The organism is Ruminococcus sp. RTP21204st1_B2_RTP21204_210225, assembly GCF_040914135.1.
GTDB lineage: Bacteria > Bacillota > Clostridia > Oscillospirales > Ruminococcaceae > Hominimerdicola > Hominimerdicola aceti.
Genome location: NZ_JBCPGA010000003.1, coordinates 44,650 through 57,845 on the forward strand (window position 1 = coordinate 44,650; position 13,196 = coordinate 57,845).

Genomic DNA, 13,196 nt, shown 5'->3' on the forward strand with positions numbered 1-13,196 from the left:
CTTTCCCGTAAGTTTAAGAATTTTTAATTCTTGTCGCTAAATTCAAAGGAGGTATTTCAATGAAAGTAAGACCTTCAGTTAAGCCTATCTGCGAGAAGTGCAAGGTAATCAAGAGAAAAGGCAAGGTTATGGTAATCTGCCAGAATCCTAAGCACAAACAACGTCAGGGCTAACAAACCAATAATGGAGGTGCAGCTAAATAATGGCTCGTATTGCTGGTATCGACCTGCCAAAGGATAAGAGAATTGAAATTGCTCTTACTTATATCTATGGTATAGGTCAGAAAACTGCTACTAAGATTCTTAATGAAACAGGCGTAAATCCTGACACAAGAGTTAAGGATATGTCTGAGGACGATGTAGCTAAATTGCGTGAATATATTGACCATAACATCACTGTTGAGGGCGACCTCAGAAGAAATGTTGCGCTCAATATCAAGAGATTGACAGAAATCGGTTGTTATCGTGGTCTTCGTCACAGAAGAGGTCTCCCAGTTAGAGGTCAGAGAACAAAGACCAACGCAAGAACTCGTAAGGGTCCTGTAAAGACAATCGCTAATAAGAAGAAGTAAGGAGGGTGTGAACAATGGCTCAGGCTAAGAAGAAGACTACTATTCGTCGTCGTCGTGAAAGAAAGAACATTGAACAGGGACAGGTTCATATCCAGTCTACTTTTAACAACACTATCGTAACTATTACAGATATGCAGGGCAATGCTATTTCTTGGGCATCTGCCGGCGGACTCGGCTTCAGAGGTTCTAAGAAGTCTACTCCATTCGCTGCTCAGACAGCTGCTGAAACTGCTGCAAGAGCTGCTAAGGAGCATGGCCTTAAGACAGTTGAAGTTTTTGTAAAGGGACCTGGTGCTGGCCGTGAGGCTGCAATCAGAGCTTTGCAGTCTGAGGATCTTGAAGTTAGACTTATCAAGGATGTAACTCCGATCCCTCACAATGGATGCCGTCCTCCAAAGAGAAGACGTGTATAGTTTATAAGACAATTTGAGTTTGTAGTTTACTCAAAGTCGGGTAAGCAATTCGGCTAAGACCCGATAACATTTAGAAAACGGAGGTATTTACCATGGCAGTAAATAGAGAACCAATACTCAAGAGATGTAAATCTCTCGGAATCAGCCCAGCAGTTATGGGTATCGCTAAGGAAACAAAGCGTGATCCTAACGCTAACAAGAGAAAGAAAGTTTCAGAATACGGTATGCAGCTTAAGGAAAAGCAGAAGCTCAAGTTCATCTATGGCGTTCTTGAGAAGCAGTTCCGTCACCTGTTCGAGCTTGCTGAGAAAATGGAGGGTCAGGCCGGTGCTAACCTCATTACTCTTCTCGAGTCAAGACTTGACAATGTTGTATACAGAATGGGTCTTTCAATGACAAGAAGAGAGGCTCGTCAGCTCGTTGTTCACGGTCATTATCTTGTTAACGGCAAGAGAGTTGACATTCCTTCTTACAGAATCAAGGAAGGCGATGTTATCTCACTTAAGGAAAACAGCAAGAAGAGCGAGAAGTTCAAGCAGATCATTGAGGCTAACGCTTCAAAGGCAGCTCCTACATGGCTTGATGTAAACAAGGACAACCAGACAGCTAAGGTTCTTCGTATGCCTGTTAAGGAAGACCTTGACTATGACATCGAGGAGCACCTCATCGTCGAGTTGTATTCTAAATAATGTATTGATAGTGGTTCTTACGGTATGCACTCTTCAAGAGTGCGTATCGGAGAAATACTTGATATGTTTTTGGAAGTGTATGTGTTATTGATCATATAAAACAATCGAGTTTGAAAACAGGAGGGTCTTAAATGCTTGAAAAAATAGAAAAGCCTGAAATCGAAACAGCCGAGCTAAAGAGCAACGGAACATACGGCAAGTTTATTCTCGAGCCTCTGGAGCGTGGCTATGGTATTACGCTCGGAAATAGTCTGAGACGTGTACTGCTCTCCTCTTTGCCAGGCGTCGCCGTTACATCGGTAAAGATCGACGGTGTACACCACGAACTATCAACAATTCCCGGAGTTAAGGAAGATGTTACTGAGATCATTCTTAACCTCAAGGGTTTAACTGCAAAGCTTTACGGCGAGGGTCCTAAGACTATCTACATTGAGGCCGAGGGCGAGTGCGTTGTCACTGCCGGCGACATCAAGACAGATTCTGAGGTGGACATTCTTGTTCCTGATATGCACATTGCAACTTTGGGACCGGGCGCAAAGCTTTATATGGAAATTGTCATCGACAGAGGTCGTGGATATGTTTCTGCGGAAAAGAACAAGGCGCTTATGCCTAACGCCCCTATTGGTGTTATTGCAGTAGACAGTATTTATACGCCTGTATTAAAGGTGAACTTCACGGTTGACAACACCCGTGTTGGACAGATCACCGATTTTGATAAGCTGACATTGGAGGTTTGGACCGACGGTACTATCTCCGCTAAGGAAGCTGTATCAATGGCAGCCAAACTCCTCAACGAGCATCTGAATCTCTTTGTTGATCTCTCAGAAGAGACTAACGTTGTAGAGATGATGGTTGAAAAGGATGAAAAGGGCAAGGAAAAGATCCTTGAGATGACCATTGAGGAACTTGACTTATCTGTGCGTTCATTTAACTGCCTGAAGCGTGCAGGAATTAACACGGTTAATGATTTGATTGAAAAGTCTGCTGAAGAAATGATGAAGGTAAGAAACCTTGGTAAGAAGTCATTCGACGAGGTCAAGGAAAAGCTTCATTCATTGGGTTACGACCTTAATTCAGAGGACGATAATTAAAGTAAGGAGTGAAAATCTATGCCAGGCACAAGAAAGCTGGGAAGAACTAGCGACCAGAGAAAAGCAATGCTCAGAGCTATGGTTACTTATCTTCTCGAAAACGGTAAGATTGAAACCACTGTAACAAGAGCTAAGGAAGTTGCTGCTATGACTGAGAAAATGATTACTCTCGGCAAGGCAGGCGACCTTCACTCAAAGCGTCAGGTACTTTCTTATGTAACTAAGGAAGACGTAGCTAAGAAGCTGTTTGACAACATTGCACCTTCATACGAGGGCAGAAACGGCGGCTATACAAAGATCATCAAGATCGGACCACGTCGTGGCGACGCTGCTGAAATGGCTATCATTCAGTTGGTTTAATAAATTTTGCATAGCATTCAAGGCTGTATCCGTAAGGGTACAGCCTTTTTTATGTGCTTATATTTGGGCATTGGTATCAAGATATGCGGGCGAACGTTGTTCGCCCCTATGTTTGTTGCGGTTGCTTGTGGTTATTATAGAAGCTCGTTGCCTAAAAGTTCAATGAATTTCTTGCCTGCTATTCCGTTTTGTGAATAGCTGTGGTTTTTGAGTATATTGTTCACGGCTTTCTGTGTGCCTGCACCGAAAATATCGTTTTTATCAAGGTTGATATTGTGCATACCCTTTTTCTTTGCAAGCATAAGAAGATATTTCAGTGCAAGGACGCCATCGCCTTTATCACCTTTTTTGTAGCCTGTGGTATCGAGATTTTTTGCGTTGGAAGGGTAAAGGTTAAGGCACTTTTTCTTCATTATGGCAGGGTAGTCTTTGTAAGCGTAGTTGCAATCGCAGCGGTCGGAAACACCGTTTACAGTTCCTTTGCTTGTATACTGCCACATTCCATAGTTTGATATGGCAGGCTTTGCAACGTCAAAGTGTGCCACCCAAATGTCATAGCGGTTTTTTACGGAGTCTGATACCTTGCGCTTGAAAAAGTTTGCGTAGCTGTAGACAGCCGCATAGTAGCCGTTGCTTTCGAGATAGTCGCAGAAGGCTTCTATAATTTTGTTTATGGCAGCGTTTGGAAGTTCACTTTGGGAAGCGTCCTCGATATCAAAGGCGAGGGGATATTCAAACATTTTGCCTTTGACCGCTTCAAGAAAAGTTTTCGCTTCCGCAAGTGCATCGGCTTCTGTGAGGGCGTAGGAATACCAGTATGTGCCGATATTAAGACCAGCCTTTCTGGCGGCGGCATAGTTCTTCTCAAAATTTTCGTCTTTTTGACTGATGTACTTGCCGTAGCCTGCGTTTATCATCACAAAGCTGTAACCCTGTGACTTCACCTTGTCAAAATCTATTCTCCCCTGCCAATGGGAAACATCGATGCCCTTAGCTTTTTCCATTGCCGTCACCTCCAGATTTTTTTGCCGTCTGTACGCCAAAGTAAAATGATATCACCACAGTGAAAACTGTGATGAACTGCTCTCCGCTGACTATCCCTTTCAGCGTGAGGATACAGAACACGCTTGTCATAAGCAGTGTGACAAGCGATTTTACGTCAATGAGCTTTGCGAGTTTTTCTTTCATGAATATCTCTCCCTTTCCATGTCTGTTATCTTTTGTTCCGCTGCCGCCATTCTTGAAATGAGTGCGTTATGCTCGGAAACTGTTTGTTCCAGCCTATCTATTCTATATATAATAAGCCGTTCGGTGGCTTCCTGTGATTTTTTGTTTTCTTTAGCTCCCGAACGAGCTATTATAAGCTGGCAGGCTATGCTGGCGGCCGCCGCTATGAACGCCGCTATTACTGCTTCCATGTTTATCACCTCCTATTTATCCCGAAAAAGAGGTGTTTTGTTGCATAAAAAATGCAACAATTGCAGAATTGTTGCCAAATTAAAATATAAATCATTTGTTTGCACAGTTTTGGTGCGGCACTTTTGTGCATTGGTCACATACTTTCATGAACAGAAAAGATATTTGTTAAGACGTAAAAAAACCACGGCTGAGTTTACATTCAGCCGTGGTTTTGTCTTTCGTATGGTCTTATTTCTCAGGCAGAAGCATTGCAGCCGCAATATATGCGATAACTCCTGCACCGCCTGCACAGCCTATAAGCACTGCACAGATACGGACTATGTTCACGTCGATGTTGAAATACTCCGCTAGTCCTGCGCAAACGCCTGAAATTATCCTGCCTTCTCTTAATTTGTAAAGTGGCTTTGCCATTTCTATCACTCCTTATCTGAAATTAAGCGAAATTTCGCCGATACCGTTGTCAATGTCAAGTTTTATTTTGTAGAGAAGCTCGTTCTCTTCTGTTGTGCTATTTATTTTCACTTTGCTGTCTGATTTTATCTTATAGTCGTTTTTGCAGCCGTCAATATCAAAATTTATTCTTCCTATGCCGCCGTCTATCTCAGCGTCGCCGAGAAGCTTTCCTGAAAAGTCTGTTTCGCCTACTCCGCAGTCAAAGTCGGAATCGTTAAAAGTGCAGTCTTTGAAAACTGTTTTTCCTACTCCAAGGTCAAAGTCGGCTTCATTTTTGCAGGTGACGTTAATGACCTCTGAGCTTCCTGCACCGAAATCTATGTCGAGGTTTTCACAGGTCAGATCTGAAAGCTTCATTTGTCCTGCGCCTGCGTCTATCTTTACAGTGTCAAACGCTTTTTCAGGAAGCTCTATAGTCAGCGTAGGCTGACTTCCGTCAAAGGAGATATATCCGCCTTTAAGGTGCAAAAGGCTGTCGGCGGTCTTGACCTGAAGCTTGCTGTTTGATGACGAAAAATTTATCTTCTCTGGGAGATTTTCTCCCGTGACGTGGATATTTTCGTCACTGCTCTTTTTGATGTTGAGATCCCCTGCGGAGAAATTGATCTCCATATTATCTATAGTGGCAACGTCAAATGTTTCGTTGTAGGAATAACGCTTGCCAAGGCTTTTGGTGTTTGTGACCTTGATAAGCACCACGCCCACAATGAAAAGCACTATGCCGATAATAAATATCGTCAAAAAAAATGGGAAACGTCTGCGTTTTACGTCGCCTGTATTATCATATTTTGCCATTATGCCACCGCCTTTGAGCTTACAAACCTATGGACAAAGTTTGTGAATTTGTTGAAAAGGCTTACACAGCCACGCCATATGCACCTTATAACAGGCATTACAATCATGCCTCCAAGTCCGATACAAATAAGTCCTGCACCGATCAGGGCAATGCCTGCGGGATAGACCGTGAAAAGCGTTACTATACCGCCTATTGTAAGGGAGAAGCCTGTTGCGAAAACTGCAATTATTATGCTTAAAAGCGCACAAAGTATCGCCAAGGCTATTGCGGCAAAGGCACACATAAGGCTGAACCATATTGGGCTTGTGATGATGATAACAAGAAGCTTTGAGAGAGAATTGCCGTTATGTGGCACATTATTGTCAGTATCACGAGCCTGTGAGGGGTCAGCGGCGGCTTCCATTTGAAATACCGAGTCGCCTTGTGGGTGTATGCCACTGTCCTGCAAAATTTTGTTGGCAAGCTCTTCGGGCGAGCCGAGGTTTGCGGCAGTTTCAGCTTCATGGGCTGCACCTGCATCAAGGAATATCTCCTCATAAAACCCCATTGCGTCATTTATTTCATCTTCGGCAAGTCCGCCGTCTTCAAGCAATCTGCGCAGTTGGGTAAGATACTCAAGTCTGTTCATGTGTTTTCTCCACCTTTTTCTAATAATATACGGTCTACCATATTCTTATGCTTCTTCCACTCTCTGCGGTATTCTTCAAGAGCTTTTTCTCCCTTTGGGGTAACGTGATAATAACGTCTGTTCCTGCCCATATATTCCTTATCGTAGGTTTCAAGCAGCTCGTTTTTTTGAAGCCGTTTCAGTACAGGATACAAGGTGGATTCTGAAACGTCCACCGCACTGCGTATGAACTGCGTTATCTCATATCCATAGGTATCCTCTCTGTCTACCACTGACAGTACCATGGAATCAAGCAGTCCTGCACTTATTGGAAAGCCCATTTACTCTCTCCTCTCTTTAGTCAGCTCAGTTATTATATAGATCTATAATACTATATCGTTGAATATATTATACGTCATATAATATTATTTGTCAAGGGGCAAAATCAATTTTTTTTGTTATCATCACTTTATGTGAGTTAGTTTTGAATAATTGTTTGCTGAAAATTCCTAGACGGCCTTGAAGAAGCGTCAGCCCTCAGGGATATTTCCCATATGCCTGCGAGAGTAAAGTGTGCAATGCTTGGCTGGCGGACGCTTTCTGAGGCGCTGAAAGATAAATAGGGTATAAAAATGCCGCTGAGAGAGTTCTCAGCGGTCTTTTTCTATTCTGCTTTAGAAGTATTTTCTTTCTTCGCCTTGCTGTCAGCCTTTGAGCTATCATTCTTTTTGCTGTCAGCGGATTTTTCTTCCGTGTCCTTTATGGAACTTGCAAGGTGGGTGAAGTCGGGGAGCTTATCCCTTGTTAGAGTGAGATTGTTGTTATACATCTTGATAAGCTCGGCGGCGGTGTTGTTTTCTTCAGCAAGCTTGCCGTCATCGGTCATAAGATAATTTCCGCCCCATTGACCTATGAACGCCCACATGGCTTTTTCGTCTGCAATGCTCTGTATGTCAGGGAAGCTTCCACATTCGCTCATTGCGATAGGCTTGTTCTTTGATATGCTTTGCAGGAAAAGCATTATGTTCACCTGTGCGTCCTTATTGCCGTCGTCATAAACATCGCAGGAAAGCACGTCGCAGTATTTGTCGCCCACATACCAATCGGCATTCTGTGCTGACCATACCCATATGAGATTGTTCAGCTTGTGGTATTTCGTCTGACGCTCGTACATAAGCTTCCAAAGCCATTTGTAGGCTTCCTTGTCATTGCCCCACCAGAAATCGCCGTTGCTGGCCTCGTGGAGTGGTCGCCAAAGCACTGCTATTCCCTCATCACGGAGGGTGGAGAGTTTCTCAGATACGGTGTCGATATCCTGAACGATAGCAACACATTCTTTGCTTACCTTGCCGTCCTTTTGAAGCTTTTTGATATCCTCAAGGCTGAGTTCTGCGATATTTTCCTTTGTAACTGCCTTTTTGATGTCAAAATCCGTCTGGTCGGCATAATATTCACGCTTGTCGTCAGGGGCAGCCCAGTGCCACATATAGCCCACTATGCCGTCCTTTGAAGCCCAATCCATGGCGATGTTCATCTCGGTGTCGGTGGTAATGCTGTCCTTTTCAGTGGCAAGCATAAGGTCGCCAAAACGTATTGCAGGGTATTTTCCTGTGGTTTTGTATATCATGTCTGTTTCAGCAGATGTGCCGATGGTGTCATGCTGACCCAAAAGCACCTGCTTGCCGTAGCTTTCGCAAAGATACTGATAAAGCGCTTTTGCATTGTAGTCGGAGTCTTTGTTTGAAAGAGCAGGCTTTGATATAGTAAGGTCAAGCTTTGATATATCCTCGCTTGCGGTGAGGGTCAGGCAGTCAACGTCAAGTCCGCCGTCCACAGGGATAACGGATATTGCCGTCTTGCCTTTTTCTATGTAGATGTTCTTGAAAGTCACCTTTTCAAACTTGCCCGAACCGCTGGCTGAGAAATCCTGAAGCTTTTTGCCATTCACAGCTATGCCGTTCACACACGGCACATCGGAAGCCACTGTTATGGTAAGGTCATAATACTGTGAGTCGGTAAGCTCGATCTCTCTTGACCAATCTTCCTCAGCGGAAATGTTCGTCACATAACCCTTGCCCTTGTAGCCCTTGCGGTCACTTTTTACTTTCGCCTTGCCTGAAACGGAGCCTGTTTCGGCTTCAACGCTTTTTGAAAACTTCACATAAGGTATGGCGTTTGCCACTATCTTTGTTTCTTCGTAGTTTTTTAAAGCCTGCTCGTCAGCCTTGCTGTCATCGTTTGTCTGTTTCTTTGTTGTGGTTACAACAGATGTTTTTTCGGGGGCGGTCATGCTCTCGTTTCTGCCTATCTGCACTCCGCAGCCTGACAGCGTGCAAATTGCTGCAACAGCCGCTGCCATTATCCGATAATGTCTCATTTCAATATCCTCTCAAATTTTGTCTTTTGCTCAGAATGTGAGCGTGTATGTTTTACCTGTTTCCGTGTCAAACTCTGCTGCGCCGTCTGTGTACAAGGTCTGTATCTCGCTGCTTGCAGTGTGTACCTTTACACTGTCACACACTATCCTGCACTTCTTTCCGCACCTTGAGTGAATGTGGCAGGCTTTTATCTTTGAGTCTTTCCACTCAAGGTCGATAACAAAGCCGCCTCTTGCACAAAGTCCTTTGAAGCTGCCCTCCGACCATTCTTTCGGCAGTGCAGGCAGGAGAATTATCTCGCCGTTCTCGCTTTGCAAAAGTGCCTCCGTGATACCAGCTGTGCCACCGAAATTTCCGTCTATCTGGAAAGGAGGGTGCATATCGAACATATTCTCGCTTGTGGAGTTTGAAAGAAGTGCTATAACATTTTCGTACACTTTTTCGCCGTCAAAAAGTCTTGCCCAGTGGTTTATTATCCATGCCCTTGACCAGCCTGTGTGTCCGCCGCCGTGTGAAAGACGTCTTTCAAGGGTAGCCCTTGCGGCTTTGGCAAGCTCAGGGGTCTTTCGCATTGTTATGATGTCAGCAGGATAGAGTGCGAAAAGCTGTGAGATGTGCCTGTGACCAGGCTCTACCTCGTCATAGTCCTCTGCCCATTCCATTATCTGACCGTATTTGCCTATCTCAGGTGCAGGAAGTCTGTCTCTGGCTTCAAGGACTTTCTTTCTGAAACCTCCGTCAGTTTCAAGTATTTTTGAAGCTTCCGCAACGGCAGTGAAAAGCTCATAGATTATCTGGCTGTCCATAGACGGACCTATGCAGATAGAGCCTTTTGAGCCTGAAGCTGTGAGATAGGTATTCTCAGGGGAAACTGACGGGCAGGTAACAAGTCTGCCCTTTTTGTCTTCGATAAGGAAGTCAAGGAAAAATTCTGCCGCTTCTTTCAGGGTGTCATATTTCTCGCTGAGAAACTCTCTGTCCTGAACATAGAGATAATGCTCCCATATGTGCAGGCAGAGCCATGCTGCACCCATTGGCCATTGTGTTCCGGGTATCCACAAGTCCTGCGGTGCGGTGTCGCCCCATATGTCAGTGTTATGGTGACAGACAAAGCCACGGCAGCCATACATATTCCTTGCGGTCTTTCTGCCGTTTGGACGGAGCTTCTCGATATGGTCGATAAGAGGCATATGCAGCTCGGAAAGGTTGCAGTTTTCAGCACACCAATAGTTCATTTCGGTATTGATATTGATAGTGAATTTACAGCCCCAAGCAGGCCACATATCCTTGTTCCAAATGCCTTGGAGATTTGTAGGCAGGGTCTTTTCTCGGCTGCCTGCAATAAGAAGATATCTGCCGAAATTGTGATACATTTCAATAAGCTTGTTGTCGGGATCGCCCTCTTTCACAAGTGCAAGTCTTTCGTCTGTAGGCAGGGTGGAATTACCTGAGCTGTTGTCGCAAAGGGAGATATTCGCACGGTCATAGTATGACTTGTAATCTGCGATATGGTCAGCTTTAAGCTGTGCATAGGTTTTTTCCTCGGCTCTTTCAACGTCAAAAACAGCCTGTCCCTTGTAATCCTCACAGCGGTAGCTTGTCTGTGCGCCAAGGAGAATAGTCACCTCGTCGCAGTCCTCACAGGTTATGAAGCTTCCATATGGGTAGACCTTTCCGCCCTTGTGGAGTACCTTTATATAAGCGGCAAAGTTTATGCCGTCCTCTGAGCCGCATCCACCGTAAAAGAGGATATCGTTGTCATGAACGGGCGAGTTATCATCAAAATAATCATCTCTGCCGTCAATGCGTACACGGACGCTTATCGCTTTTTTATCGGAAGCCGTTATGTGCATAACAAGCACCTGATCGGGCTGTGAGATAAACACTTCTCTTGTGTAGTCAACGCCGTTTATGGCATATTCTGTGGTGCAGACAGCGGTGTTAAGGTCAAGGCTTCTGCTCTTGAAGTTACATTCGCTCTCTTTATAATGTATAACGTTCATGTCGCCAAGGGGCATATAGTGCCTTTGATTTACAGGCGTGCCGCAGAAAGCGTCATAGATTATTTTTTCAGCCTCGTTTATTTTCTCCTCAAAAAGCAGTTTTCTCACTTTTTCGAGATTAGGCAGTGCGGACTTATTATTTCTTTCACGGAAGCCGCCCGACCAGACGGAGTCCTCATTGAGCTGAATCCTCTCTTCAAGTGGCTGAGAGAACACCATTGCGCCTATCCTGCCGTTTCCAAGGGGCAGTGCTTTGTTCCAATCGTCTGCAGGGGTCTTATACCAAAGAAGTGCGGAAGTATCCATAGCTATTCCTTTCGTTATCTGTATTTTAATATGGTTGTAGGTTACAATCCCTTATATTATAGCATATTTTGTTTGGGTTGACAAGGGGGGAGGGGGTGTGCTTGTGAGGCATTCGGAAAATGTTGACATGGAAGATAGTTTGTGATACAATAAAGGTATATAACAAAAGGGGGAGAGCATATGGCTATAGATAAGGCAGATTGGCATTGGGACGATACTGAAAAGCTGTATAGGAAAACAAATAATGTTGAGGGCAAGCTCACGGAGGAACAGCAGGAAGAAATATGGCTGTTGGCGTCAAATCATATAGGATTATTTTTAAGGTGGCTTATTGACAGGGGTTTTAACGAGCTTATTGATGAAAGTGACGAGGAATCCTGTGTGCAGGTCCGTGAGGGCAAAATGAGCGGTGCGGAATATCTTATGCACATATTGGACGGTGCATTTTGTGAGAATGATATAAAACCCAATGTCCGTGACTTTGCGGTAAATTATTACGATAAGCAGTATTTTAATGATTATGGTAAGACTTGTCCTGCTAAAGATCTGTGTGTGCCGTGCTATAGCTTTATATCAGGTGACGATGACTACAACGCCTTGAGACCTCTTATAGACGAAGCATACGAAGAATATTGTCGTGAGAAATAACAAAACCAGTGTAAGCCCACAGCAGGCTTTCACTGGTTTTGTTTATCATTTATAAAAAGTTTAACAATATTTTATACGCTGTTTTTATGTGCGAATTTTTTCTGCAATGTTCTGAAAAGCGTCAAAAATCTCTTCTCCCGAACGTCCCAAGGCTCTTATGGCTATGCCACGTTCCGTGTGAGTGGCACAAAGCTGTGCGCTGTCAGGGTCGCCTGTGTAGTCGGCTTGGTAAATGCTTTCCAGCATTGTCTTGTCAGGGGTGTAGATATACATAAATCCCGTGTGGGTGAAGCTCTCGAAAAAGCCTTTTTGCCGTATGGGCAGTGCGGCGGGGTCGATAAGAGTGTTGTCGATAAAATCCGCCCTGCCGTCAATTGCTATCTCGGTGCGTGAGCGAAAGCGCTTCAAGCCAAACTCCTCCCCCATTGCAGTTCTGCCACAGCAGTATATCTCAGAGAAAATAAGCTCAGAGCTTTCTGTGATGTTCACCTTGCCCATAGAGATATGCTCACAGCCTGTGAAAGTCATAATAGGGTGGGGCATATAGCAAAGCCTTGCGTTTTTGCGCACAACAAGCTTTATGCTCTGTTTTGATACGCCGCCGTTTGTGTTGAAAAGCTTTTGATAGCCCTGATCTGTGAAAATGACCTTGCAGTTTTCCCCCACAAAAAGCTTTATCTCGTTTTTGTCACCTGCCAATACTCCTGCTGAGCCACACATTGAGATATATTTCGCCCAGCCTTTTTGGTCATAAAATGGTGAATACACCTTGAAAGGGGGAGCGAAATATAAGTCCTCAGTAACGTTTTTTTGTCCGTCAAAGGCTGTTGACAGGCTTAGTCTGCCGTTCATTTCAGATCCTCAAAAAGCACTGATTTTTTTATCCAGTCTATGACCTGAGAAACGCCCTCACGGCTCATGAGATTTGTGAAAAGAAACGGTCTGTCGCCCCTCATGCGCTTTGAGTCGGAAGCCATTACTTCAAGGGAAGCTCCAACAAGTGGCGCAAGGTCTGTCTTGTTGATAACAAGCAGGTCGGAACGTGTCACGCCAGGGCCGCCTTTTCTTGGTATCTTTTCACCCTGTGCAACGTCGATAACATAGATAGAAGCGTCTGCAAGGTCAGGGGAGAACGTGGCGGAAAGATTGTCGCCGCCGCTTTCAATGAAAACTATCTGCGTGTCAGGGTGCTTTTTCACCATTTCGTCAACGGCTTCCAGGTTCATTGAGCAGTCTTCTCTTATGGCAGTGTGAGGACAGCCGCCTGTTTCAACACCAACTATCCTGTCAGCAGGCAGGCATGAGTTTTTTGTAAGAAATTCTGCGTCCTCTTTGGTGTAGATATCGTTTGTTACAACGCATATGGAATATTCTTTTGACATTTCTCTTGTAAGGCGTTCGATAAGTGCGGTTTTTCCCGATCCCACAGGTCCGCCTACGCCTATTTTTACATAGCTCATTT

General features: G+C 44.5%; 18 protein-coding genes and 1 pseudogene. 8 read left to right on the forward strand and 11 right to left on the reverse strand.

Annotated elements, in window-relative coordinates:
* Nucleotides 1-59 precede the first annotated feature (59 nt).
* The 6 genes from rpmJ (at nt 60) to rplQ (ending at nt 3,124) form a co-directional block, all read left to right on the forward strand.
* Nucleotides 60-173 carry a 50S ribosomal protein L36 gene (rpmJ, locus tag AB5123_RS01800; protein ID WP_022286973.1) on the forward strand — a complete coding sequence of 38 codons (114 nt, stop codon included), beginning with the start codon at nt 60-62 and terminating at the stop codon, nt 171-173.
* A 29-nt stretch (nt 174-202) separates the two neighbouring features.
* A complete protein-coding gene (gene rpsM, locus AB5123_RS01805; RefSeq protein WP_022286972.1) occupies nt 203-571 on the forward strand; it encodes a 30S ribosomal protein S13 in 369 nt (122 codons plus the stop codon).
* Between the two features lie 14 nt (nt 572-585).
* Nucleotides 586-984: a 30S ribosomal protein S11 gene (gene rpsK / locus AB5123_RS01810; protein ID WP_022286971.1), complete on the forward strand. Its 399-nt coding sequence runs from the start codon at nt 586-588 to the stop codon at nt 982-984.
* A 92-nt stretch (nt 985-1,076) separates the two neighbouring features.
* Nucleotides 1,077-1,673, forward strand: coding sequence for a 30S ribosomal protein S4 (gene rpsD / locus AB5123_RS01815; RefSeq protein WP_022286970.1), 597 nt, complete (start codon nt 1,077-1,079; stop codon nt 1,671-1,673).
* A gap of 131 nt (nt 1,674-1,804) precedes the next feature.
* Nucleotides 1,805-2,764 carry a DNA-directed RNA polymerase subunit alpha gene (locus AB5123_RS01820; protein WP_022286969.1) on the forward strand — a complete coding sequence of 320 codons (960 nt, stop codon included), beginning with the start codon at nt 1,805-1,807 and terminating at the stop codon, nt 2,762-2,764.
* 18 nt (nt 2,765-2,782) lie between these two features.
* Nucleotides 2,783-3,124: a 50S ribosomal protein L17 gene (gene rplQ / locus AB5123_RS01825; protein WP_022286968.1), complete on the forward strand. Its 342-nt coding sequence runs from the start codon at nt 2,783-2,785 to the stop codon at nt 3,122-3,124.
* Nucleotides 3,125-3,258: 134 nt separating this feature from the next.
* Here the strand turns inward: rplQ and AB5123_RS01830 are convergent, their stop codons facing one another.
* From AB5123_RS01830 to AB5123_RS01860, 7 genes are all read right to left on the reverse strand, one after another.
* Entirely contained in the window at nt 3,259-4,128 is an 870-nt protein-coding gene (locus AB5123_RS01830; protein ID WP_270762970.1) for a glycoside hydrolase family 25 protein, read from the reverse strand.
* Complete coding sequence (locus AB5123_RS01835) at nt 4,115-4,312, reverse strand: hypothetical protein (protein ID WP_038672628.1); 198 nt, start codon at nt 4,310-4,312, stop codon at nt 4,115-4,117. The genes AB5123_RS01830 and AB5123_RS01835 overlap by 14 nt, the downstream gene beginning before the upstream one ends.
* Nucleotides 4,309-4,542 (reverse strand): hypothetical protein, encoded by a 234-nt coding sequence (locus tag AB5123_RS01840; protein ID WP_038672626.1) that lies wholly within the window; start codon nt 4,540-4,542, stop codon nt 4,309-4,311. Before AB5123_RS01840 ends, AB5123_RS01835 begins: the two co-directional genes overlap by 4 nt.
* A 229-nt stretch (nt 4,543-4,771) precedes the next feature.
* Nucleotides 4,772-4,954 carry a PspC domain-containing protein gene (locus tag AB5123_RS01845; RefSeq protein WP_022286964.1) on the reverse strand — a complete coding sequence of 61 codons (183 nt, stop codon included), beginning with the start codon at nt 4,952-4,954 and terminating at the stop codon, nt 4,772-4,774.
* A 12-nt stretch (nt 4,955-4,966) separates the two neighbouring features.
* Complete coding sequence (locus AB5123_RS01850) at nt 4,967-5,791, reverse strand: DUF4097 family beta strand repeat-containing protein (protein WP_368364482.1); 825 nt, start codon at nt 5,789-5,791, stop codon at nt 4,967-4,969.
* Nucleotides 5,791-6,420, reverse strand: a complete 630-nt coding sequence (locus tag AB5123_RS01855) for a DUF1700 domain-containing protein (RefSeq protein ID WP_038672620.1) — start codon at nt 6,418-6,420, stop codon at nt 5,791-5,793. Before AB5123_RS01855 ends, AB5123_RS01850 begins: the two co-directional genes overlap by 1 nt.
* A complete protein-coding gene (locus tag AB5123_RS01860; RefSeq protein WP_002851767.1) occupies nt 6,417-6,740 on the reverse strand; it encodes a PadR family transcriptional regulator in 324 nt (107 codons plus the stop codon). Before AB5123_RS01860 ends, AB5123_RS01855 begins: the two co-directional genes overlap by 4 nt.
* Nucleotides 6,741-6,902: 162 nt before the next feature.
* Between AB5123_RS01860 and AB5123_RS01865 the strand changes: the two are divergent.
* A pseudogene (locus AB5123_RS01865) lies at nt 6,903-7,022 on the forward strand (SUF system NifU family Fe-S cluster assembly protein); the annotation flags it as partial.
* A 41-nt stretch (nt 7,023-7,063) separates the two neighbouring features.
* Here AB5123_RS01865 and AB5123_RS01870 read toward each other — a convergent pair.
* Both AB5123_RS01870 and AB5123_RS01875 read right to left on the reverse strand, forming a co-directional pair.
* Entirely contained in the window at nt 7,064-8,776 is a 1,713-nt protein-coding gene (locus tag AB5123_RS01870; protein WP_302413913.1) for a glycosyl hydrolase, read from the reverse strand.
* 30 nt (nt 8,777-8,806) lie between these two features.
* Nucleotides 8,807-11,086, reverse strand: a complete 2,280-nt coding sequence (locus AB5123_RS01875; RefSeq protein WP_368364483.1) for a glycoside hydrolase N-terminal domain-containing protein — start codon at nt 11,084-11,086, stop codon at nt 8,807-8,809.
* Nucleotides 11,087-11,266: 180 nt separating this feature from the next.
* Here AB5123_RS01875 and AB5123_RS01880 point away from each other — a divergent pair, with 180 nt between their 5' ends.
* Nucleotides 11,267-11,734: a hypothetical protein gene (locus tag AB5123_RS01880; protein WP_038672616.1), complete on the forward strand. Its 468-nt coding sequence runs from the start codon at nt 11,267-11,269 to the stop codon at nt 11,732-11,734.
* An 84-nt stretch (nt 11,735-11,818) separates the two neighbouring features.
* Here the strand turns inward: AB5123_RS01880 and AB5123_RS01885 are convergent, their stop codons facing one another.
* Nucleotides 11,819-12,586, reverse strand: a complete 768-nt coding sequence (locus AB5123_RS01885; RefSeq protein ID WP_038672614.1) for an urease accessory protein UreD — start codon at nt 12,584-12,586, stop codon at nt 11,819-11,821.
* Complete coding sequence (gene ureG, locus AB5123_RS01890; RefSeq protein ID WP_002851818.1) at nt 12,583-13,194, reverse strand: urease accessory protein UreG; 612 nt, start codon at nt 13,192-13,194, stop codon at nt 12,583-12,585. The genes AB5123_RS01885 and ureG overlap by 4 nt, the downstream gene beginning before the upstream one ends.
* Nucleotides 13,195-13,196: the final 2 nt, after the last annotated feature.